This window comes from Variovorax guangxiensis, assembly GCF_003952165.1.
GTDB lineage: Bacteria > Pseudomonadota > Gammaproteobacteria > Burkholderiales > Burkholderiaceae_C > Variovorax > Variovorax guangxiensis.
The window spans coordinates 554,255-573,426 of sequence record NZ_RXFT01000001.1 but is presented as its reverse complement, the minus strand read 5'-3'; the positions used below and the strand labels follow the sequence as shown (position 1 = coordinate 573,426).

Annotated in this window: 20 protein-coding genes; 10 read left to right on the top strand and 10 right to left on the bottom strand. The window is 65.3% G+C overall.

The features are described 5' to 3' along the window. Nucleotides 1-19: 19 nt before the first annotated feature. Complete coding sequence (locus EJP67_RS02785; RefSeq protein WP_126019169.1) at nucleotides 20-850, top strand: IclR family transcriptional regulator; 831 nt, start codon at nucleotides 20-22, stop codon at nucleotides 848-850. A 96-nt stretch (nucleotides 851-946) separates the two neighbouring features. Here the strand turns inward: EJP67_RS02785 and EJP67_RS02780 are convergent, their stop codons facing one another. The 8 genes from EJP67_RS02780 to EJP67_RS02745 form a co-directional block, all read right to left on the bottom strand. Then, nucleotides 947-2,161 (bottom strand): serine hydrolase, encoded by a 1,215-nt coding sequence (locus EJP67_RS02780; RefSeq protein ID WP_126019166.1) that lies wholly within the window; start codon nucleotides 2,159-2,161, stop codon nucleotides 947-949. Nucleotides 2,162-2,277: 116 nt separating this feature from the next. Then, nucleotides 2,278-3,816, bottom strand: a complete 1,539-nt coding sequence (locus tag EJP67_RS02775; protein ID WP_126019164.1) for a 2-isopropylmalate synthase — start codon at nucleotides 3,814-3,816, stop codon at nucleotides 2,278-2,280. 59 nt (nucleotides 3,817-3,875) lie between these two features. Beyond that, nucleotides 3,876-5,579 (bottom strand): 2-isopropylmalate synthase, encoded by a 1,704-nt coding sequence (leuA, locus tag EJP67_RS02770; RefSeq protein WP_126019162.1) that lies wholly within the window; start codon nucleotides 5,577-5,579, stop codon nucleotides 3,876-3,878. 186 nt (nucleotides 5,580-5,765) lie between these two features. Further along, entirely contained in the window at nucleotides 5,766-6,590 is an 825-nt protein-coding gene (pssA, locus tag EJP67_RS02765; RefSeq protein WP_019652981.1) for a CDP-diacylglycerol--serine O-phosphatidyltransferase, read from the bottom strand. Nucleotides 6,591-6,774: 184 nt separating this feature from the next. Next, on the bottom strand, nucleotides 6,775-7,791 hold the full coding sequence (gene ilvC / locus EJP67_RS02760; RefSeq protein ID WP_081266312.1) for a ketol-acid reductoisomerase: 1,017 nt from the start codon (nucleotides 7,789-7,791) through the stop codon (nucleotides 6,775-6,777). A 48-nt stretch (nucleotides 7,792-7,839) separates the two neighbouring features. Continuing rightward, nucleotides 7,840-8,100 (bottom strand): DUF4282 domain-containing protein, encoded by a 261-nt coding sequence (locus EJP67_RS02755; RefSeq protein ID WP_126019159.1) that lies wholly within the window; start codon nucleotides 8,098-8,100, stop codon nucleotides 7,840-7,842. A gap of 53 nt (nucleotides 8,101-8,153) precedes the next feature. Further along, nucleotides 8,154-8,645, bottom strand: a complete 492-nt coding sequence (gene ilvN / locus EJP67_RS02750) for an acetolactate synthase small subunit (RefSeq protein WP_081266310.1) — start codon at nucleotides 8,643-8,645, stop codon at nucleotides 8,154-8,156. 115 nt (nucleotides 8,646-8,760) lie between these two features. Further along, nucleotides 8,761-10,545 (bottom strand): acetolactate synthase 3 catalytic subunit, encoded by a 1,785-nt coding sequence (locus EJP67_RS02745; RefSeq protein ID WP_126019157.1) that lies wholly within the window; start codon nucleotides 10,543-10,545, stop codon nucleotides 8,761-8,763. A 280-nt stretch (nucleotides 10,546-10,825) separates the two neighbouring features. On the opposite strand from EJP67_RS02745, the gene EJP67_RS02740 reads away from it, so the two are divergent. Genes EJP67_RS02740 through EJP67_RS02715 form a run of 6 tightly spaced genes read left to right on the top strand, consistent with a single transcriptional unit; the run spans nucleotide 10,826 to nucleotide 14,287 of the window. Further along, nucleotides 10,826-11,392 (top strand): RNA polymerase sigma factor, encoded by a 567-nt coding sequence (locus EJP67_RS02740; RefSeq protein WP_126019155.1) that lies wholly within the window; start codon nucleotides 10,826-10,828, stop codon nucleotides 11,390-11,392. Then, nucleotides 11,389-11,814 (top strand): DUF3619 family protein, encoded by a 426-nt coding sequence (locus tag EJP67_RS02735; RefSeq protein WP_126019152.1) that lies wholly within the window; start codon nucleotides 11,389-11,391, stop codon nucleotides 11,812-11,814. Before EJP67_RS02740 ends, EJP67_RS02735 begins: the two co-directional genes overlap by 4 nt. Before the next feature lie 15 nt (nucleotides 11,815-11,829). Continuing rightward, nucleotides 11,830-12,681: a DUF3106 domain-containing protein gene (locus EJP67_RS02730; RefSeq protein WP_126019150.1), complete on the top strand. Its 852-nt coding sequence runs from the start codon at nucleotides 11,830-11,832 to the stop codon at nucleotides 12,679-12,681. A 13-nt stretch (nucleotides 12,682-12,694) separates the two neighbouring features. Continuing rightward, nucleotides 12,695-13,261, top strand: a complete 567-nt coding sequence (locus EJP67_RS02725; protein WP_126019148.1) for an RDD family protein — start codon at nucleotides 12,695-12,697, stop codon at nucleotides 13,259-13,261. Beyond that, entirely contained in the window at nucleotides 13,258-13,665 is a 408-nt protein-coding gene (locus EJP67_RS02720) for a diacylglycerol kinase (protein ID WP_126019146.1), read from the top strand. The genes EJP67_RS02725 and EJP67_RS02720 overlap by 4 nt, the downstream gene beginning before the upstream one ends. Before the next feature lie 31 nt (nucleotides 13,666-13,696). Beyond that, a complete protein-coding gene (locus EJP67_RS02715; protein WP_126019144.1) occupies nucleotides 13,697-14,287 on the top strand; it encodes an LOG family protein in 591 nt (196 codons plus the stop codon). 126 nt (nucleotides 14,288-14,413) lie between these two features. Here the strand turns inward: EJP67_RS02715 and EJP67_RS02710 are convergent, their stop codons facing one another. Together EJP67_RS02710 and EJP67_RS02705 are read right to left on the bottom strand one after the other, a co-directional pair. Next, nucleotides 14,414-14,752: a P-II family nitrogen regulator gene (locus EJP67_RS02710; RefSeq protein WP_093054409.1), complete on the bottom strand. Its 339-nt coding sequence runs from the start codon at nucleotides 14,750-14,752 to the stop codon at nucleotides 14,414-14,416. Beyond that, complete coding sequence (locus EJP67_RS02705; RefSeq protein ID WP_126019142.1) at nucleotides 14,749-16,446, bottom strand: NAD+ synthase; 1,698 nt, start codon at nucleotides 16,444-16,446, stop codon at nucleotides 14,749-14,751. The genes EJP67_RS02710 and EJP67_RS02705 overlap by 4 nt, the downstream gene beginning before the upstream one ends. A gap of 19 nt (nucleotides 16,447-16,465) precedes the next feature. On the opposite strand from EJP67_RS02705, the gene EJP67_RS02700 reads away from it, so the two are divergent. The 3 genes from EJP67_RS02700 to EJP67_RS02690 all read left to right on the top strand — a co-directional run bounded on the left by EJP67_RS02700 (nucleotide 16,466) and on the right by EJP67_RS02690 (nucleotide 19,170). Beyond that, nucleotides 16,466-17,620, top strand: coding sequence for a GNAT family N-acetyltransferase (locus tag EJP67_RS02700; protein WP_126019140.1), 1,155 nt, complete (start codon nucleotides 16,466-16,468; stop codon nucleotides 17,618-17,620). Between the two features lie 59 nt (nucleotides 17,621-17,679). After that, a complete protein-coding gene (locus tag EJP67_RS02695) occupies nucleotides 17,680-18,432 on the top strand; it encodes a hypothetical protein (protein WP_126019138.1) in 753 nt (250 codons plus the stop codon). Nucleotides 18,433-18,528: 96 nt separating this feature from the next. Then, nucleotides 18,529-19,170 carry a lysozyme inhibitor LprI family protein gene (locus tag EJP67_RS02690; RefSeq protein WP_126019136.1) on the top strand — a complete coding sequence of 214 codons (642 nt, stop codon included), beginning with the start codon at nucleotides 18,529-18,531 and terminating at the stop codon, nucleotides 19,168-19,170. Nucleotides 19,171-19,172 lie beyond the last annotated feature (2 nt).

Genomic DNA, 19,172 nt, shown 5'->3' with positions numbered 1-19,172 from the left:
GTCATCACCGCAGAGCGCCATGAGAAAAAACCAATCCGACATTCCCGCCGTTCCCGTGATCCAGGTGATCGAGCGCATGTTTGCGCTGATCGACGTCCTGGCATCGCGCGAGGACGCCATTTCGCTGAAGGAGATCAGCGAAAAGACGGGGCTCCACCCGTCGACCACGCACCGCATCCTCAACGACCTGGCAGTCGGCCGTTTCGTCGACCGCCCCGAGGCCGGGAGCTACCGGCTCGGCATGCGCCTGCTGGAGCTGGGCAACCTGGTCAAGGGCCGGCTCAACGTGCGCGACGCGGCCTTGGGCCCGATGCGCGAGCTGCACAAGCTGACGCAGCAGCCCGTCAACCTCAGCATGCGCCAGGGCGACGAGATCGTGTACATCGAGCGCTCCTACAGCGAGCGCTCGGGCATGCAGGTGGTGCGTGCCATCGGCGGCCGCGCCGCGCTGCACCTGACTTCGACCGGCAAGCTGTTCCTGGCGGCCGATGACCCGCAACGGGTGCGCAGCTACGCCACCCGCACCGGCCTGGCGGGCCACACGCGCAACAGCATCACCCAGCTGCCGGCGCTGGAGCGCGAGTTGTCGAAGGCGCGCCAATACGGCATTGCCCGCGACAACGAAGAACTGGAGTTGGGTGTGCGTTGCATGGCCGCAGGCATCTACGACGACCAGGGCAAGCTGGTGGCGGGGCTGTCGATCTCCGCGCCGGCCGACCGGCTGGACGAGGGCTGGCTGCCCAAGCTGCAGGCGACGGCAAACGAAATCTCGGGTGCGCTGGGGTTCAAGGAAGGCATGCCGGCAACGCCGTCACCCTCGGGGGGGTCTGCACCATCGGCCAGCGTCTGACAAGCGGGCCAAACAGCCACCCCCAAGCAAAACAGGCCCCGAGAGGGCCTGTTTTTCGTTGGAGGTGGAGGGCCGGGGACTTGCCCGATCGGCTGATCAGCCAGCCACCTGGTAAGCAGCATTGCGCGACGAAGCCGCCGGCGAGCCCACCGAGTGCGTGGCTTCAACCCAGCGGCGGACGCGCTCCGCATCGGCGATACGGCTGAACTTGCCGGCCGAATCCAGGAACACCATGATCAGCTTGCGGCCCGCCACCCGCGCCTGCATCACGAGGCACTGGCCGGCTTCGGAGATGTAGCCGGTCTTCTGCACGCCGATTTCCCAGTCGGGGCTCTTCACGAGGCGGTTGGTGGTGTTGAACTGCAGCACTCGGTTGCCGACTTCGACCTGGTATTCAGGCGAGGTGGACAGCGAACGCACCGTGGCATCGGCATAGGCGGCATTGACCAGCAGCGCCAGGTCTTGCGCGCTCGACTGGTTGCGGCTCGAGAGGCCGGTCGGTTCCACGTAGCGCGTGTCCTTCATGCCGAGCATCTTGGCCTTGGCATTCATGATGCTCACGAAGGTCGTCAGGCCGCCCGGGTAGGTGCGGCCCAGCGCGTGCGCGGCGCGGTTTTCGCTCGACATCAGCGCCAGGTGCAGCAGTTCGCCGCGCGAGAGCGTGGTGCCTACCGTCAGGCGCGAGCTGCTGCGCTTCTCGGTGTCGACGTCGTCCTGGGTGATGGTGATGAGTTCGTCGTTCGGCAGATGGGCCTCGCTGATGAGCAGGCCGGTCATGAGCTTGGTAAGCGAAGCGATCGGCAGCACGGCATGGTCGTTCTTGCTGAACAGCACTTCGTGGGTGTCCTGGTCGATGACCAGGGCGACGCTCGACTTCAGGTCGAGCGCATCTTCGGTTCCATGCAGCCCGGCCATCTGGCCGAAGGACTGGCGCGCGGGCGCCTCGACGACGCGAACCACCGAGCGGCGCTGCACGGCCACCACGGTCTTGCCGTTCTTCTTGTGGATGGTGGCGACGACGTTGCGGCCGCCGCGAACCACCTTCTCGGCACGTTCGGCCTTTTCGGCACGGCCGCCGCGCTTGGCGACAGTGGCGGTCTTGGAGGAAGCGGCGTTGCGCTTGACTTCGACCGGCACCGGCCCCTTCGCCTTCTTGGAGGCGACGGCGGTCTTGGCGGCGGCGGGCTTTTCCTTCTTCGCGGCCTGGGCGCCAGGCAGCAAAAACGCCGTGGCGCAGAGCGCGACGGCGATGGCTTTGAAAGCGGGCAGGAACCGCTGGCTGGAAACTCGGCGTAGGCGGGCTTCAGGCATTAAAAAATCTCCAGCGGCAAAAACGAGGACCGCAGTGTATCGAAATCAAAAAAGACACGCAATATCAGTTACTTGCATCCTCTTCTTCATTCGAATATCAAGGATCGCCCGAAAACCTAACCTTGTGCCGCAACTCTCTCAGCTTGGCTCTGTAACTTGTTGAGCGCACTCAAATAAGCCTTAGCCGAAGCGACAACGATGTCCGGATCTGCACCCACACCGTTGACCACCCGCCCTGCGTTTTGTAACCGGACTGTAACTTCTCCCTGGCTTTCCGTCGAGCCGCTGATGGCATTTACAGAGTAAAGAACCATTTCGGCACCGCTCTTGACGTGCGACTCGATGGCCTTCAGGGAAGCATCAACCGGGCCATTTCCGTCGGATTCGCCGGTGACTTCCTTGCCCTGGACGGTGAACACGATTTTCGCCTGGGGGCGCTCGCCGGTTTCGCTGTGCTGGGAGAGAGAGACGAAAGCAAACTGCTCACCAACGTTCGACACCTCTTCGGCGCTGACGAGCGCAAGAATGTCCTCGTCGAAAATCTCCGACTTCCGGTCGGCCAGCTCCTTGAAGCGCAGGAAGGCGGCGTTGATCTCGCCCTCGCTGTCCATGGCCACGCCCAGCTCCTGCAGGCGCTGCTTGAAGGCGTTGCGACCGCTGAGCTTGCCCAGGACGATCTTGTTGGCCGTCCAGCCCACGTCCTCGGCGCGCATGATTTCGTAGGTGTCGCGCGCCTTGAGCACACCGTCCTGGTGGATACCCGAAGCGTGCGCGAAGGCATTGGCTCCCACCACCGCCTTGTTGGGCTGCACCACGAAACCGGTGGTCTGGCTGACCATGCGGCTCGCGGCCACGATGTGTTGCGTGTCGATGCGCAGGTCGAGACCGAAGTAGTCCTTGCGGGTCTTCACAGCCATCACGACCTCTTCGAGCGAGCAATTGCCCGCGCGCTCGCCCAGGCCGTTGATGGTGCACTCCACCTGGCGCGCGCCGCCGATCTTCACGCCGGCCAGCGAGTTCGCCACGGCCATGCCCAGGTCGTTGTGGCAGTGCACCGACCAGATCGCCTTGTCGCTGTTGGGAATGCGCTCGCGCAGCATCTTGATGAAGTTGCCGTAGAGCTCGGGGATGGCGTAGCCGACGGTGTCGGGCACGTTGATGGTGGTAGCGCCCTCGTTGATCACGGTCTCGAGCACGCGGCACAGGAAGTCGGGGTCGCTGCGATAGCCGTCTTCCGGGCTGAACTCCACGTCGCCGATCTGGTTGCGCGCGAAGCGCACGGCCAGCCTGGCCTGCTCATGGACTTCCTCGGGCGACATGCGCAGCTTCTTTTCCATGTGAAGCGGCGAAGTTGCGATGAAGGTGTGGATCCGCCCCCGGGCGGCGCCCTTCAGGGCCTCGGCCGCGCGCCCGATGTCGCGGTCGTTGGCGCGCGAGAGACCGCACACCGTCGAATCCTTGATCGCGTTGGCGATCGCCTTCACCGCCTCGAAGTCGCCGTTCGAGCTGGCCGGGAAGCCGGCCTCGATGACGTCGACCTTCAGCCGCTCCAGCAGCTTGGCGATGCGCATCTTCTCGTCGCGCGTCATCGAGGCGCCCGGCGATTGCTCGCCGTCGCGCAGGGTGGTGTCGAAAATGATCAGCTGGTCGGTCATCGTGGTTCTCCTTCGTACGCGCCCTTCCTGCGCGTCCGGACCGGACCAGCGCTTCAGCGTCAGGCGACTTCAACCACCGATTGTGCGCTGTGCGCGCCCCGGGCACGCGCACGTTGCACGCCCGAGACGATCGCCTTCAGCGAGGCCGTGACCACGTTCGCGTCCACGCCGACGCCGAAGAGCGTCTGGTTGCCATCCACGCGCAGCTCCAGGTAGGCCACCGACTTGGCGTCGGCACCCGCGCCGATGGCGTGCTGGTGGTAGTCCATCACGCGCACGGAATGGCCAGTGGCCTGGCTCAGCGCCTGGGTGAAGGCGTCGATGGGGCCGTTGCCGCGGCCTTCGATGGCGCGGACTTCACCGTCCCAATGCACGTCGGCGTGAATTGCCACGGCGGCGTCGGCGCCCTCGCTCTTCTCCTCGATCAGGCGGTGCCGCAGCGATTGCGCGGTCTCGATGCCATATTCGCGCACGAACAGCTGCCAGAGGTCGGCGGCGGTGAGCTCCTTGCCGGCCACGTCCATCACGCGCTGCACCGACTGCATGAATTCCATCTGCAGGCGGCGCGGCATCTCGATGCCGTATTCGCTCTCGAGCAGGTAGGCCATGCCGCCCTTGCCCGACTGGCTGTTCACGCGGATCACGGCCTCGTAGCTGCGGCCCACGTCCTTCGGGTCGATGGGGAGGTACGGAATCTCCCAGATGTCGCCGTCCTTGCGTGCCGCGAAGGCCTTCTTGATCGCATCCTGGTGCGAGCCCGAGAACGAGGTGTAGACCAGGTCGCCCACGTACGGATGGCGCGGGTGCACCGGGATCTGGTTGCAGTGCTCGACCGTCGCGCGGATCTCGTCGATGTTCGAGAAGTCGAGCTCCGGCGAGACGCCCTGGGTGTAGAGGTTGAGCGCGACGTTCACCAGGTCGAGGTTGCCCGTGCGCTCGCCGTTGCCGAAAAGGCAGCCTTCGATGCGCTCGGCGCCGGCCATCAAGGCCAGTTCGCCGGCCGCCGTACCGGTGCCGCGGTCATTGTGCGGATGCACGCACAGCACGATGGAGTCGCGGCGAGCGAGGTTGCGGTGCATCCACTCGATCATGTCGGCGAAGATGTTCGGCGTGGAGTGCTCGACCGTGGTGGGCAGGTTGACGATGCACTTGCGCTCGGGCGTCGGTGCCCAGACTTCGGTGACGGCATCGACTACGCGCTTGGAGAAGTGGACGTCGGTGCCCGAGAACATTTCGGGCGAGTACTGGAAGGTCCACTTCGTGTTCGGCTGCCTGGCGGCGAACTCGTTGAACATGCGGGCGTGGCTGCTGGCGAGCTCGACGATCTGGTCTTCGTCCATGCCGAGCACCACGCGGCGCATCACGGGCGCGACGGCGTTGTAGAGGTGCACGATGGCGCGCGGGGCGCCCTGCAGCGCTTCGAAGGTGCGAGCGATGAGGTGGTCGCGCGCCTGCGTCAGCACCTGGATCGTCACGTCGTCGGGAATGCGGTCTTCCTCGATGAGCTTGCGCACGAAATCGAACTCGATCTGCGAAGCAGAGGGAAAGCCGACTTCGATCTCCTTGAAGCCGATGGCCACGAGGGTTTCGAACATGCGCATCTTGCGCGCGATGTCCATGGGCTCGACCAGGGCCTGGTTGCCATCACGCAGATCGGTCGACAGCCAGATCGGCGCCTTGGTCAGCACGGCATCGGGCCAGGTACGGTCCTTGAGGCCGATCGGGGCGAATGCGCGATATTTGCTTTGAGGTTGCTTGAGCATGTCGATTTCTCTTAGATGGTTGGTAATCGACCAGCAACCCCAAAAAACAAACGGCCCGTTGCTGGTGCGAACGGGCCGTGGTGAGGGATTTGCGCGTGCGCTACCGTCTCCGCCCGCGAGGGAGGTCTAGTAGGGCCAGCAGCGAAATCTTGTTCATGAGGGTGACGAATGTAGCACAAGCCACACTCAGTTATGCAAGCCCCGTTCGTCGGGCTCCTCGGTCGACGTGCTGATCACGCTGGCCTGCTGGCCCTTGGCCTTGCGCCATGCATAGACCACGTAGCCGCTCAGGCCATAGACGACGAACAGGCCGAACAGCACTGTCGGCGGATGGATGTTGATGACGGCAATGCCCAGCGCGATCAGCACGATCACCGCGAACGGCACGCTCTTCTTCATCTGGATGTCCTTGAAGCTGTAGAACGGCGCGTTGGTGACCATCGTGAGGCCCGCGTACAGCGTGAACGCGAAAGTCACCCATGTGATCTGCGTCCACGAGAGATACAGCACCTCGCCCCCCCGCTTGCCCCACTCGTTCACCAGCCAGATGAAGCCCGCCACTAGCGCCGCGGCCGCGGGCGACGGCAGCCCCTGGAACCAGCGCTTGTCGACCACGCCGGTGTTGACGTTGAAGCGCGCGAGCCGCAGCGCCGCGCAGGCGCAGTACACGAAGGCCGCGATCCAGCCCCAGCGGCCCAGTCCCTTGAGCGACCACTCGTAGGCGATGAGCGCCGGCGCCGCGCCGAAGGACACCATGTCGGACAGCGAATCCATCTGCTCGCCGAACGCGCTCTGCGTGTTGGTCATGCGCGCGACGCGGCCATCGAGGCTATCGAGGATCATCGCCGCGAACACGCCGAGCGCCGCGAGGTCGAAGCGCGCATTCATGGCCATCACGACCGAATAGAAGCCGCCGAAAAGCGCCGCCAGCGTGAACAGGTTCGGCAGGATGTAGATGCCCTTGCGCCGCTTGCGCGGCGGCACATCGTCGGGGAGCGTGTCGTCATGCATTGAATTCGCCTCCATCCCTCGTGGGCACTGCGCTGACAGCTATCCATTCGATAGCATCTTGATCTTTGAATCGCATGGTTCGCAGTGTAGTTCAGGGGCCGCGCCGCCCCTCGTCAAACAAAAGGGCCACCGCAACGGGTGGCCCTCGGGAAACGGGCGCCGAAGCGCCCTCCTGGCTCGCAGATCAGTTGCGGGTCTGGTCGACCAGCTTGTTCTTCTTGATCCAGGGCATCATCGCGCGGAGCTTTTCGCCGACGACTTCGATCTGGTGCTCTGCATTCAGGCGGCGGCGGCTGATCAGCGTGGGAGCGCCGGCGGCGTTTTCCAGCACGAAGCTCTTGGCGTACTCGCCGGTCTGGATGTCCTTCAGCACCTGCTTCATGACCTTCTTGGTCTCTTCCGTCACGACGCGCGGGCCGGTGACGTACTCGCCGTACTCGGCGTTGTTCGAGATCGAGTAGTTCATGTTGGCGATGCCGCCTTCGTAGATCAGGTCGACGATCAGCTTCAGCTCGTGCAGGCACTCGAAGTACGCCATTTCAGGGGCGTAGCCGGCTTCCACCAGCGTTTCGAAGCCGGCCTTGATCAGTTCGACCGTGCCGCCGCACAGGACCGCTTGTTCGCCGAACAGGTCGGTCTCGGTTTCTTCGCGGAAGTTGGTTTCGATGATGCCGGCCTTGCCGCCGCCGTTGGCGGTGGCGTAGCTCAGCGCGAGGTCACGCGCCTTGCCGGTCTTGTCCTGGTGCACCGCCACGAGGTGGGGCACGCCGCCACCCTGGGTGTAGGTGCTGCGCACGGTGTGGCCAGGGGCCTTGGGAGCGACCATCCACACGTCGAGGTCGGCGCGCGGCTGAACGAAGCCGTAGTGCACGTTGAAGCCGTGCGCGAACACCAGCGAAGCGCCTTCCTTGATGTTGGGGGCGACGTCGTTCTTGTAGACGTTGGCGATCTGCTCGTCGGGCAGCAGGATCATCACGACGTCGGCGGCCTTCACGGCGTCGGCGACTTCGGCGACCTTCAGGCCGGCCTTCTCGACCTTGGGCCACGAGGCGCCACCCTTGCGCAGGCCGACCACGACCTTGACGCCGCTGTCGTTCAGGTTCTGTGCGTGCGCATGGCCTTGCGAGCCGTAGCCGATGATTGCAACCGTCTTGCCCTTGATGAGGCTCAGGTCAGCGTCCTTGTCGTAGTAAACCTTCATTTCAATCTCTCCTAAAAAATCTCGAGCATCCGTACGGATGCACTTCACTCAAAGGCCGGACGAATTCCGGTCCTTCATCTGCTGGTTGATGGACACGAGGCTGTCGTGGATGCGGAACAGCACGATGAGCAGTTCGCTGTAGATGCGTACGCCGATGGTGCCGAAGATCAGGACTGTGAAGGCCGGCAGGTACTGCCGCTGGAACAGCGCGGCCACCGCCAGCACGACCACGCCCAGCAGTCCGAGGAAGTAGAGCACCCGGACGATCGCCGGGGTCACCATCCTGTCGAAACCGAGCAGACCTCGCATCACTCTTGCCTCATGTGTGGATGAACGTATGAACTGAGGGCGCCTTCACCCTCCTACACGCGCAGGATGCGCTCGCCGCGGCCGATGCCGCTGGCACCGGTACGGACAGTCTCGAGGATAGCGCTACGCTCGATCGCTTCCAGGAAAGCGTCGTTCTTGCCGTGGTCGCCGGTGAGTTCGATGGTGTAGCTCTTGTCGGTCACGTCGATGATGCGGCCGCGGAAGATCTCCGCCATGCGCATCATCTCCTCGCGCTCCTTGCCGACCGCGCGCACCTTCACCATCATGAGCTCGCGTTCGGTGTAGGCGCCTTCGGTGAGGTCGACGACCTTCACCACTTCGATCAGGCGGTTCAGGTGCTTGGTGATCTGCTCGATCACGTCGTCCGAGCCGGTGGTGACGATGGTCATGCGCGAGAGGCTCGAGTCCTCCGTGGGCGCCACCGTGAGCGATTCGATGTTGTAGCCGCGGGCCGAGAACAGGCCCACCACGCGGGAAAGAGCACCCGGCTCGTTTTCCAGCAGCACTGCGATGATGTGTTTCATGTTTGCGTGACTCCTCTTTTCGCCGCCCTCCCCCGTGCACGGTAATGCGCGGGCTTGGCGGGCAATAGATTCGTCAGTAGTTAAGAGTTGAGCGAATGTCCGTTCCGTCGATCGGTCAAAGATCTTCGGAACCCAGCAGCATCTCGGTGATGCCCATGCCGGCCTTCACCATCGGGAACACGTTCTCGGTCGGGTCGGTGCGGAAGTCCATGAACACCGTGCGGTCCTTGAGCTTGCGCGCCTCGCGCAGCGCCGGCTCCACGTCTTGTGGACGCTCGATCAGCATGCCGACGTGGCCATAGGCCTCGGCGAGCTTCACGAAGTTGGGCAGCGCATCCATGTAGCTGTGGCTGTAGCGGCCGGAGTATTCGATCTCCTGCCACTGGCGAACCATGCCCAGGTAGCGGTTGTTGAGCGAGCAGATCTTGATCGGCGTGTTGTACTGCAGGCAGGTGGAGAGTTCCTGGATGCACATCTGCACCGAGCCTTCGCCGGTGATGGTGAACACTTCCGAATCGGGCTTGGCGAGCTTGATCCCCATGGCGTAGGGAATGCCCACGCCCATGGTGCCCAGGCCGCCGGAATTGATCCAGCGGCGCGGCTCGTCGAAGCGGTAGTACTGGGCGGCCCACATCTGGTGCTGGCCGACGTCCGACGTGATGTACGTGTCGGTGTCCTTGGTCATGTTCCAGAGGGTCTCGACCACGTACTGCGGCTTGATCACGTCCTTGTTGCCGCGGTCGTACTTCAGGCAGTCGCGCGAACGCCAGGACTCGATGGTCTTCCACCAGTCGGCCAGGGCGCCTGCATCGGGCTTGGCTGTGCTCTCACGGATCATCGAGATCAGCTCGGTGAGCACGTCCTTCACGTCGCCGACGATCGGGATGTCTACCTTCACGCGCTTGGAGATGCTCGACGGGTCGATGTCGACGTGGATGATCTTGCGTTCGTTCTGCGCGAAGTGCTTGGGATTGCCGATCACGCGGTCGTCGAAGCGCGCGCCCACCGCCAGCAGCACGTCGCAGTTCTGCATCGCGTTGTTGGCCTCGATGGTGCCGTGCATGCCCAGCATGCCCAGGAACTTGCGGTCGCTCGCCGGATAGGCACCCAGGCCCATCAGCGTATTGGTGACCGGATAGCCCAGCATGTCGACCAGTGTGCGCAGCTCGTTGCAGGCATTGCCCAGCAGCACGCCGCCGCCGGTGTAGATGTAGGGGCGCTTGGCGGCCAGCAGCAACTGCAGCGCCTTGCGGATCTGACCGCCGTGGCCCTTGCGCACCGGGTTGTACGAGCGCATCTCGACCTTGTCGGGATAGCCAGCGTACGGGATCTTCTTGAACGAGACGTCCTTGGGCACGTCCACCACCACGGGGCCCGGACGGCCGCTGCGTGCGATGTGGAAGGCCTTCTTCATCGTCATGGCCAGATCCTTGGGATCCTTGACGAGGAAGTTGTGCTTGACGATGGGACGGGTGATGCCGACCGTATCGCATTCCTGGAATGCGTCGAGGCCGATGGCCGCCGTCGGCACCTGGCCCGAGATGATCACCATCGGGATCGAGTCCATGTACGCCGTCGCGATGCCGGTGACCGCGTTGGTCAGGCCGGGACCGGAAGTGACCAGCGCCACGCCGACTTCGCCGGTGGCACGGGCATAGCCGTCGGCCGCATGGACGGCGGCCTGCTCGTGGCGCACCAGCACGTGCTGGATGGTGTCCTGCTTGTAGAACGCGTCGTAGATGTAGAGAACCGCGCCGCCTGGGTAGCCCCAGACGTATTGGACGCCTTCGGCCTGCAGTGCCTTGACCAGCACTTCGGCGCCCATGAGTTCCTGAGTCGAGTTGCCGGCGCCAGCGGACGCAGCGGCTGCGGAGACGATTTCCGCCTTGGAGATTTCCATGATCAACCTTTGTTTATTTCGGGAACGAAATACCTTGGGTGCCCCTTGCCAACCCTTGTGAGGTCGCGCCAGGACTTGAGGCCAAAGCCATGAGCGGACTGATGTTCCGCCGGACCGTGACCCGTTTGCCTTTTGACTTGCGACCCGGATTATGACATTTCCGGGCGTTCATATTCGCTTCAGCTGCCTTGTAAAGCTACAAAGGCATAATCCGCGGCGATAAACGTAGCGATCGCTAGACCCCATTCCCACGCGGCGCGCCCTGCGCGCCCCCTCTCGCTTGGCCACTGAACAAGAACTCTCCGACTTCCTGAAAAGCGTCGAACGGCGCGCTTTCAAGCGCTCGGTCTATCACGTGCGGGATGAAGAAGCAGCCCTCGATATCGTGCAGGACAGCATGATGAAGCTGGCCCAGCACTACGGGGACAAGCCCGCGGCCGAACTGCCGATGCTGTTCCAGCGCATCCTGTCGAACTGCACGCTCGACTGGTTCCGCCGCCAGAAAACCAGGCGCGCCCTGTTCTCCAACCTCAGCGATTTCGATTCGGTCGACGAAGACGGAGATTTCGACCTGCTGGAGAACTTCGTCTCGCCGGCCGACTCTAGGGAGTCGGAGAGCGCCGAAGACACGACCCGCCGTGCCCAGATCTTCCAGGAAATCGAGGAGCAGATCGCAGCATTGCCGGGCCGTCAACGCGAGGCTTTCCTGATGCGTTACTGGGAGGAAATGGACGTCGCAGAGACGGCCGCCGCGATGGGCTGCTCCGAGGGCAGCGTCAAAACCCATTGCTCGCGAGCCGTCCACGCTCTGAGCAAGGCGCTCAAGGCCAAGGGAATATCGCTATGAACACTAAGGTTCCAACCTCAACCAACACCGTCGCCGAAGACCAGTTCGGCAAGCGTCTTGCCGCCCGCCTTTCGGCCGGCAACGGCGAATTGCCGCACGACATCAGCGAGCGGCTGCGCGTGGCGCGCGCGCAGGCCGTTGCGGCGCGCAAGCAGGCCCCGCAATTGAGGGCCGCGCCTGTGGTGGTTCAGTCGGGCCATACGCTGACCATGGGCGGCAGCTGGTGGACCCGCATCGGTTCCGTGGTGCCGCTGATCGCACTCGTCGCAGGCCTGATCACCATCAGCGTGATGCAGGACGACGACCGCGCCAGCGAGCTGGCCGAAGTGGATTCCGCGCTGCTGACGGGCGATCTCCCTCCGGCCGCCTATACCGACCCCGGTTTTGCCCAATTTCTCAAGGCCGAAAACGCCTCCGACTGAACCTTCATCGATCGAATGCGACGCCGTTCCACTTCCAGCGCGAACAGCCCCCGCCCGTTGCGCCCGCTTCCGGCGGGCGCAGTCGTTTGGGCAGGGGCGTTTGTTGTCGCGGCCTTCAGCCTGACGATTGCCTGCGCCCAGCCTCACTCCGAGGCGGCCTCGAAAGCGGCTGGAAGCTCCGCGCCGGCCTCCAGTCCCAAGGCGGTCTCCACGACCAAGCCGCTCTGGAGCGAGCTCACGGCCGAGCAACAGCAGGCGCTCAAACCCCTGGGTACCCACTGGAACACGTTGAACATCGGACAGAAGCGGAAGTGGCTGGCGCTTTCGCGCAACTTCGGGAGCATGTCCGCGGACGACCAGTCCACCCTGCATAGCCGCATGATCGAATGGGCCGCCCTGAGCAACCAGCAGCGCGCCCAGGCCCGCCTGAACTTCGCCGAGGTCAAGCGCATTCCGGCTGACGAGCGCAAGGTCAAGTGGGAGCAGTATCAAGCCTTGAGCGAAGAAGAAAAGCGCAAGCTCGCCGAGCGCGCTCCGCCCAAGCCACGCGGCGCCGCCATTCCCGTGCGGCCGGTGTCGTCCCAGAAGCTCGTGCCCGTACCCGCCATCACCCCAGGCGGGCAGCACACACCGCGCATCCTGCTGGCCCCGCCGCCCGCGCCTGCCGCCACGCCGGCCACGACCGTGCTGGTGTCGTCACCGCCCGAGCGTGCACCTGCCCCCGCGGCGGCGACGCCAGCGGTTTCCGTGGTGCCGGCAGCCCCTGCCCCGTCGCCCAGCTCGGCGACTCCGCCGGTCCCCGCCGAAGCCCAGGTGCCGGCGCCGTCGTCGGCAGCAGAGCAGCCGCCTTCCTCCTCGGCCCCCTGACCGCAAGGCTTCGATGGTTTCCAGCTCTTCCGAAGCCTCAGGCTCCGACCAGCCCGCCTCCTCCACCCCTCCCGCAGCCAGCGCTCCTGTTTCCGTAGTGCCCGGCCTCTGGCGCCGCATGGCCTGCTGGCTGTACGAGGGCATGCTGCTGTTCGCGGTGGTGTTCGTCTCGGGCTGGCTCTTCAGCACCCTCGGCCAGATGCGCGACGCCATGGATTCGCGGCGCCATCTGCTGCAGGCTTTCCTTTTCGTAGTATTCGGCGTGTACTTCGTCTGGTTCTGGACCAAGGGCCAGACCCTCGCCATGAAAACCTGGAACATCCGCATCGTCGACATGCTCGGCCGGCCTGTGAGCCAGCGCCGCGCGCTCGCGCGCTATCTGCTGAGCTGGGTCTGGTTCCTGCCGCCGCTGGCCGCCATCGCGCCCTTCAAGCTGTCGGGCGGCAAATCGACCGTGCTGATCTTCGGCTGGGTGGCCGTCTGGGCCGTGCTGGCACGCTTTCACCCCGACCGCCAGTTCTGGCACGACGCCTGGGCCGGTACACGGCTCATCACCTCCAAACCGATGAGCCGCCGATGAGTGCCGTGCCGAAGCTTCCCGATCCCGCCGTCAACCCGCAGAAGGCCCGCAAGGGCTTCGAGCGCGTCTGGCATGCCACGCTGATCTCGCTGCACGGCCTGCGCGCCGGCTGGAGCGAGCCCGCATTCCGCCAGGAAGCCATCCTGTCGATCATCATGATCCCGGCCGCCTTCTGGCTCGGGCGGAGCTGGGTCGAGGTCGCACTGCTCGCAGGCAGCGCCATCCTCGTGATGATCGTCGAGCTGCTCAATACGGCCGTGGAAGCCGCCATCGACCGCATCGGGCCCGAGTGGCACGACCTCTCCAAGCGCGCCAAGGACATGGGCAGCGCCGCCGTGCTGCTGTCGCTCACGCTGTGCGGGGGCATCTGGGCCGCGGCACTGTGGCAGCGCTTCATGTCATGAGACGGCCCACCGCCTGCGGCATGATGGCGGGATGACTCCTGAATTTTCGATCTGTGTGTACTGTGGCTCGCGCCCCGGCGAGCGTCCCGAATTCACCCAAGCCGCACAGGCGGTCGGCCAATGGATCGGCCAGCATCGCGGTCAGCTTGTCTACGGCGGTGGCCGAACCGGCCTGATGGGCACCGTGGCCGAGGCCACCCGCCAGTCCGGCGGCCGCGTCGTCGGCATCATCCCCAAGGCGCTGGTCGACAAGGAACTGGCCAACCCCCTGTGCGACGAGCTTCATGTGGTCAACACCATGCATGAGCGCAAGGCCATGATGGGAGAGCGCGCCGACGCTTTCATCGCCCTGGCGGGCGGCATCGGCACCTTCGAGGAGCTGTTCGAGATCTGGACCTGGCGCCAGCTCGGCTACCACGACAAGCCCACCGGCATCCTCAACACCGCCGGCTACTACGACGGCCTGCTGAGCTTCCTGGCGCACAGCGTGCGCGAGGGCTTCATGGGCGACTGGCAGATGGACCTGATCCGCACAGGCACCGACGTGCCCGAACTGCTCACCGCACTGCGCGCCGAGGTGCCGCTGCACCCGCGCGAAGACCGCCTCTCGGAAAACCTCTGACCCTCAGGCAACCCCGGAAAAGCCATTCCAGAACACCGAGGAACCGGCTCCGCCGGGCCTCAGGTGTTGCCCCCGGAAGGGGGTTGGCGCAGCGACACGAAGTGCGCGCAGCCTGGGGCGAACCAATCAGACAGCGTTCTCGTTTTCCTCGCCGGTACGGATGCGCACGATGCGCTCCACGCCAGTCACGAAGATCTTCCCGTCGCCGATCTTGCCGGTGCGCGCGGAACTGACGATGGCCTCGATGCAGCGCTCCACGTCGGCCTCGTTGACGACCACTTCGACCTTCATCTTGGGCAGGAAATCGACCACGTATTCGGCGCCTCGGTAGAGCTCGGTATGCCCCTTCTGGCGGCCGAAGCCCTTGACTTCGGTCACGGTCAGGCCGGTGACGCCCACTTCGGCCAAGGCCTCGCGCACGTCCTCGAGCTTGAAGGGTTTGACGATGGCGGTGATCTGCTTCATGGTTTTTGCGCTCCGGCGGTTTCGTTGAATTTGCTGGTGATAGGGTAACGCCAATCCTTGCCGAAGCTTCGATGGGTGACCCGGATGCCTACCGGCGCCTGGCGCCGCTTGTATTCGTTGATCTTGATCAGCCGCGCGACCCGCTCGACCACCGCGCGCTCGTAGCCGGCCGAAATGATCTCGTCGATGCCCTCGTCGTCCTGCATGTAGCGTGCCAGGATTCCGTCGAGGATGTCGTAGGGCGGGAGGCTGTCCTGGTCGGTCTGGTCGGGCCGCAGCTCGGCGCTGGGAGGACGCGTGATGATCCGCTCGGGGATCGGCTCGCTGCCCGTGCCGTACGGGTCGTGGGCGTTGCGCCAGCGCGCCAGCGCGAACACCGTGGTCTTGAGCAGGTCCTTGATGACCGCGAAGCCCCCTGCCATGTCGCCGTACAGCGTGCAGTAGCCGGTGGCCATCTCGCTCTTGTTGCCGGTGGTGAGCACGATGGAGCCGAACTTGTTCGACAGCCCCATCAGAAGCGTCCCGCGGATGCGGGCCTGAATGTTCTCCTCGGCCGTGTCCTCGGGCAGGCCCTTGAATTCCTCCGCCAGCGCGCCCTTGAAGGACTCGAAGGTGTGCCTGATCGAAATCTCGTCGTAGCGCACGCCCAGCCGGCCAGCCATGTCGCGCGCGTCGATCCAGCTGATGTCGGCGGTATAGGGCGAAGGCATCATCACCGCGCGGACCTTGTCCTTGCCCAGCGCATCGACCGCGATCGCGAGCACCAGGGCGGAATCGATGCCGCCCGAAAGCCCCAGGATGGCGCCCGGAAAGCCGTTCTTGCCGATGTAGTCGCGCACGCCGAGCACCAGGGCGTCCCAGAGCTGGGCTTCGGCATCGCGTGGCGGCGCCACGGCAGCAGGGTCGGCCACGAAGCCCACGCCGCCCTGCGGCTTGCGCTCCAACTGCGCGAAAACCAGCTTCTCCCGGAAGCTCTCGGCCTGCATCGCGGTGGAGCCGTCGGCCTGCAGCGCGAAGGAGGCACCGTCAAACACCACCTCGTCCTGCCCGCCAACAAGATGCGCATAGACCAGCGGCAGCCCCACCGCGCGTGCCCGGTCGGCCATGCGCGCGACGCGCTCGCCCTCCTTGCCCACGTGGTACGGCGAGGCGTTGATCACCGCCACCACCTCCGCACCACTTTCGCGCGCCAGCTCGGCCGGCTGGTCGAACCAGGCGTCCTCGCAGATCAGCAGTCCGACCGAGACACCCTCCACCTCGAACACGCAGGTGCCCTGCCCCGGCGTGAAGTAGCGGCGCTCGTCGAACACCTGGTAGTTGGGCAGCTCGCGCTTGGCGTAGGTTTCGAGGATGCGGCCTTCCTTGATGACGCTGGCGGCGTTGTGGCGCATCTGCACTGCCACCGAGCGGCTGCGCAGGCTGCCGCCGGTCGGATGCCCCACCACCACGACCATGTCTTTGAGGTCGGCCAGAGCGGCGGCGATGCCTTTCACGGCATCATCACAGGCTTCGGTGAATGCGGGGCGCAGGAACAGGTCCTCCGCCGCGTAGCCGGCAATCGAGAGTTCGGGCGTCAGCAGGAGGCGCGCACCCTGGGCATGGGCATCGCGTGCGGCATCGACGATCTTTTTCGCGTTGCCGGCGAGGTCGCCCACCACAAAATTGAGTTGCGCGATGGCGAGCTTGAGCGTCATACAGAAGGAAGAAAAAGGCTTGGACGATTATGTCATTCGGGTTCTGCCGTCTCCGTCGGAGGTGAGCCCGCAAGCGTGGAACGCGCTGCTTGCCACCCAGGCCGAGCCGTCGCCCTTCATGCGCCACGAATACCTCACGGCCCTGAACGACAGCCGAAGCGCGACGCCCGACAGCGGCTGGCTGCCGCAGTTCGTCACGCTGTGGCAGGGCGAGCAGCTGCAGGCCGCGTGCCCGCTCTACGTCAAGGACCACTCCTACGGCGAATACGTCTTCGACTGGGCCTGGGCCAACGCCTACGAGCAGCACGGGCTCGCCTACTACCCGAAGGCGGTGGTGGCGGTGCCGTTCACGCCCGTGCCCGGGGCACGGCTGCTGGCGCGCGATGCCGAAAGCCGCACATTGCTGGTGCAAGGGCTCATTGCGCTGTGCAAGCAACTCGAGCTGTCGTCGCTGCACCTGCTGTTCGGCGCCGATGCGGACATCGCCGCCTGCACCGAAGCGGGCCTGATGCTGCGCAACACGGTGCAGTTCCACTGGACGAACGCGCACTACGCCGACTTCGACGCCTTCCTCGCGAGCCTCTCCCACGACAAGCGCAAGAAGATCCGCCAGGAGCGCCGCAAGGTGGCGGACGCCGGCGTGAGCTTCCGCTGGTCGCGCGGCGCTGACATCTGCAAGGCCGACTGGGACTTCTTCTACCGCTGCTACGAACGCACCTACCGCGAGCATGGCAACCCGCCCTACCTCACGCGCGACTTCTTCCGGCGCATGGCGGACACGATGCCCGAGGCGTGGCTGCTCTTCATCGCCGAGCGCAACGGCAAGCCGATGGCGAGCAGCCTGATCGCGCTCTCGACGGATACCGACAGGCCGCTGGTTGCCTACGGCCGCTACTGGGGCGCGCTGGAGCGCGTCGACTGCCTGCACTTCGAGGCCTGCTACTACCAGCCGCTGGCCTGGTGCATCGAGCACGGCGTGCAGCGCTTCGAGGGCGGCGCCCAGGGCGAGCACAAGATGGCGCGCGCCCTGATGCCGGTGAAGACCACCAGCGCCCACTGGCTGGCGCATCCGTCCTTCGCCGACGCGGTGGAGCGCTTTCTCGAACGCGAGGGGGCGGGCATCGAGAACTACATGGACCACCTGGGCGAGCGCAGCCCCTTCAAGTCAGCCTGAGTGCCATGGCGCGCTGCTATAAAAGCGCCCGCCATCCACAACAACTCAGAGAGAAATCGATGCCATTCCTGGGACTGGGCCTGCACGTCCTCATCGCACTGTTCTTCGCCGTGCATGCCATGCGCCACGGCAAGCAGATGTACTGGCTGCTCATCCTCTTCAGCTTTCCGCTGCTGGGCAGCATCGTGTACTTCGTGGTCGAGTACCTGCCCGCCTCGCGTATGCAGCGCACCGCGGGCAAGGTGGCGAACGCGGCCATCGGCTTCATCGACCCCGAGCGCGAGTACCGCGCGGCCGCCGAGGCCTACGACCTCGCTCCCACCGCCCAGAACAAGCTGCGCCTCGCCAGGGCCGCGCTCGACAGGGGCCAGGCCGCCGACGCCGTCGGCCACTACCGCGATGCGCTGAAGGGCCCGCTGGCCTCCGACCCGGAACTGCAGTTCGGCCTGGCAAGCGCCCTGCTCGCCGCAGGCGGCGCCACCGCCGGGCGCGACGCCTTGCAGGCCCTGCATACGCTGCGCTCCACGCGCGACGACTACCGCAAGGACGAAGTGGCGGTACTGACCGCACGCGCCCTCGCCGCCGACAGCCAGCAGGCGGAAGCCCGCCAGGCCTTCGAGGACGCGCTCGGCCGCTACAACACCGTCGAGGCCCGCGCCCGCTACATCGCGTGGCTCGCGCAGCAAGGTGACACCGCCGGCGCGCAGCGCCAGTGGGACGAGCTCCAGCAGGCCGCGCGCCACTGGAACTCGCACGCACGCTCGGTCAACCGCGAGTGGATGCGGCTGGCCGGCGACGCCGTCCGGGGCTGAGGCTTCTCTCTGTCCAAGGGCATAGCGCCCTTGTCCGTTTGGCACATCGACGGCGTGCCGGGCCTCTCCTAGCATCGGCTTCGAGGAGATCCCCGCATGCCGACATCCACACGCCGAGCAATTACGGCACTCTGCTTCATTGCCGCCGCACCGCTGGCAACGGCCGCCAGCTTCGACTGCGCCAAGGCCGGCAACGCCACCGAGAAGGCGATCTGCGCAGACCCCGGCCTCTCGCGCCAGGACGAGGCGATGGCCGCGCTCTACAAGCGGCAGGTCGAGATGCCCGATGCGGGCCAGTGGTCCACCCTATTGAAACGCGACCAGCGCGACTGGATCGTCGTTCGCAAACGCGAATGCAAGGGCAACGCCGAGTGCCTGAAGCAGGACTACGAGCGGCGCATCAGCTACCTCGGCCACCCTCTTCTGCAGTGGATGGGCCGCTACGTGGAGGGCCGATGCCCCAAGGACGGCCGCTTCCTCGACGTGACGCCGGAGGTCGGCGGCACGCTGAGCATCGATCTGTACATCTGCCCCGATTCGCGCGGGAACATGCTGCTGCAGGGAAAGAACGTGCTCGACGGGCAGCGGCGCCTCGTGGTGCGCGAGGCCGGCGGCTGCACCCGCACGCTGCGGTTCGACGCCGACCGCGTCACCGTATCGGACGGACCGGGCTGCGCACCTGCGCTGGCCGGCAGCTTCGTGCGCGACCCGCGGCGCTCGCCCTTCCTGAACGAATAGGC

Coding starts and splice junctions, on each gene's coding strand:
- EJP67_RS02785 (WP_126019169.1), top strand. CDS start 20: ATGAGAAAAAACCAATCCGACATTCCCGCCGTTCCCGTGATCCAGGTG.
- EJP67_RS02780 (WP_126019166.1), bottom strand. CDS start 2,161: ATGCCTGAAGCCCGCCTACGCCGAGTTTCCAGCCAGCGGTTCCTGCCC.
- EJP67_RS02775 (WP_126019164.1), bottom strand. CDS start 3,816: ATGACCGACCAGCTGATCATTTTCGACACCACCCTGCGCGACGGCGAG.
- leuA (WP_126019162.1), bottom strand. CDS start 5,579: ATGCTCAAGCAACCTCAAAGCAAATATCGCGCATTCGCCCCGATCGGC.
- pssA (WP_019652981.1), bottom strand. CDS start 6,590: ATGCATGACGACACGCTCCCCGACGATGTGCCGCCGCGCAAGCGGCGC.
- ilvC (WP_081266312.1), bottom strand. CDS start 7,791: ATGAAGGTTTACTACGACAAGGACGCTGACCTGAGCCTCATCAAGGGC.
- EJP67_RS02755 (WP_126019159.1), bottom strand. CDS start 8,100: ATGCGAGGTCTGCTCGGTTTCGACAGGATGGTGACCCCGGCGATCGTC.
- ilvN (WP_081266310.1), bottom strand. CDS start 8,645: ATGAAACACATCATCGCAGTGCTGCTGGAAAACGAGCCGGGTGCTCTT.
- EJP67_RS02745 (WP_126019157.1), bottom strand. CDS start 10,545: ATGGAAATCTCCAAGGCGGAAATCGTCTCCGCAGCCGCTGCGTCCGCT.
- EJP67_RS02735 (WP_126019152.1), top strand. CDS start 11,389: ATGAACACTAAGGTTCCAACCTCAACCAACACCGTCGCCGAAGACCAG.
- EJP67_RS02730 (WP_126019150.1), top strand. CDS start 11,830: ATGCGACGCCGTTCCACTTCCAGCGCGAACAGCCCCCGCCCGTTGCGC.
- EJP67_RS02725 (WP_126019148.1), top strand. CDS start 12,695: ATGGTTTCCAGCTCTTCCGAAGCCTCAGGCTCCGACCAGCCCGCCTCC.
- EJP67_RS02720 (WP_126019146.1), top strand. CDS start 13,258: ATGAGTGCCGTGCCGAAGCTTCCCGATCCCGCCGTCAACCCGCAGAAG.
- EJP67_RS02715 (WP_126019144.1), top strand. CDS start 13,697: ATGACTCCTGAATTTTCGATCTGTGTGTACTGTGGCTCGCGCCCCGGC.
- EJP67_RS02710 (WP_093054409.1), bottom strand. CDS start 14,752: ATGAAGCAGATCACCGCCATCGTCAAACCCTTCAAGCTCGAGGACGTG.
- EJP67_RS02705 (WP_126019142.1), bottom strand. CDS start 16,446: ATGACGCTCAAGCTCGCCATCGCGCAACTCAATTTTGTGGTGGGCGAC.
- EJP67_RS02695 (WP_126019138.1), top strand. CDS start 17,680: ATGCCATTCCTGGGACTGGGCCTGCACGTCCTCATCGCACTGTTCTTC.
- EJP67_RS02690 (WP_126019136.1), top strand. CDS start 18,529: ATGCCGACATCCACACGCCGAGCAATTACGGCACTCTGCTTCATTGCC.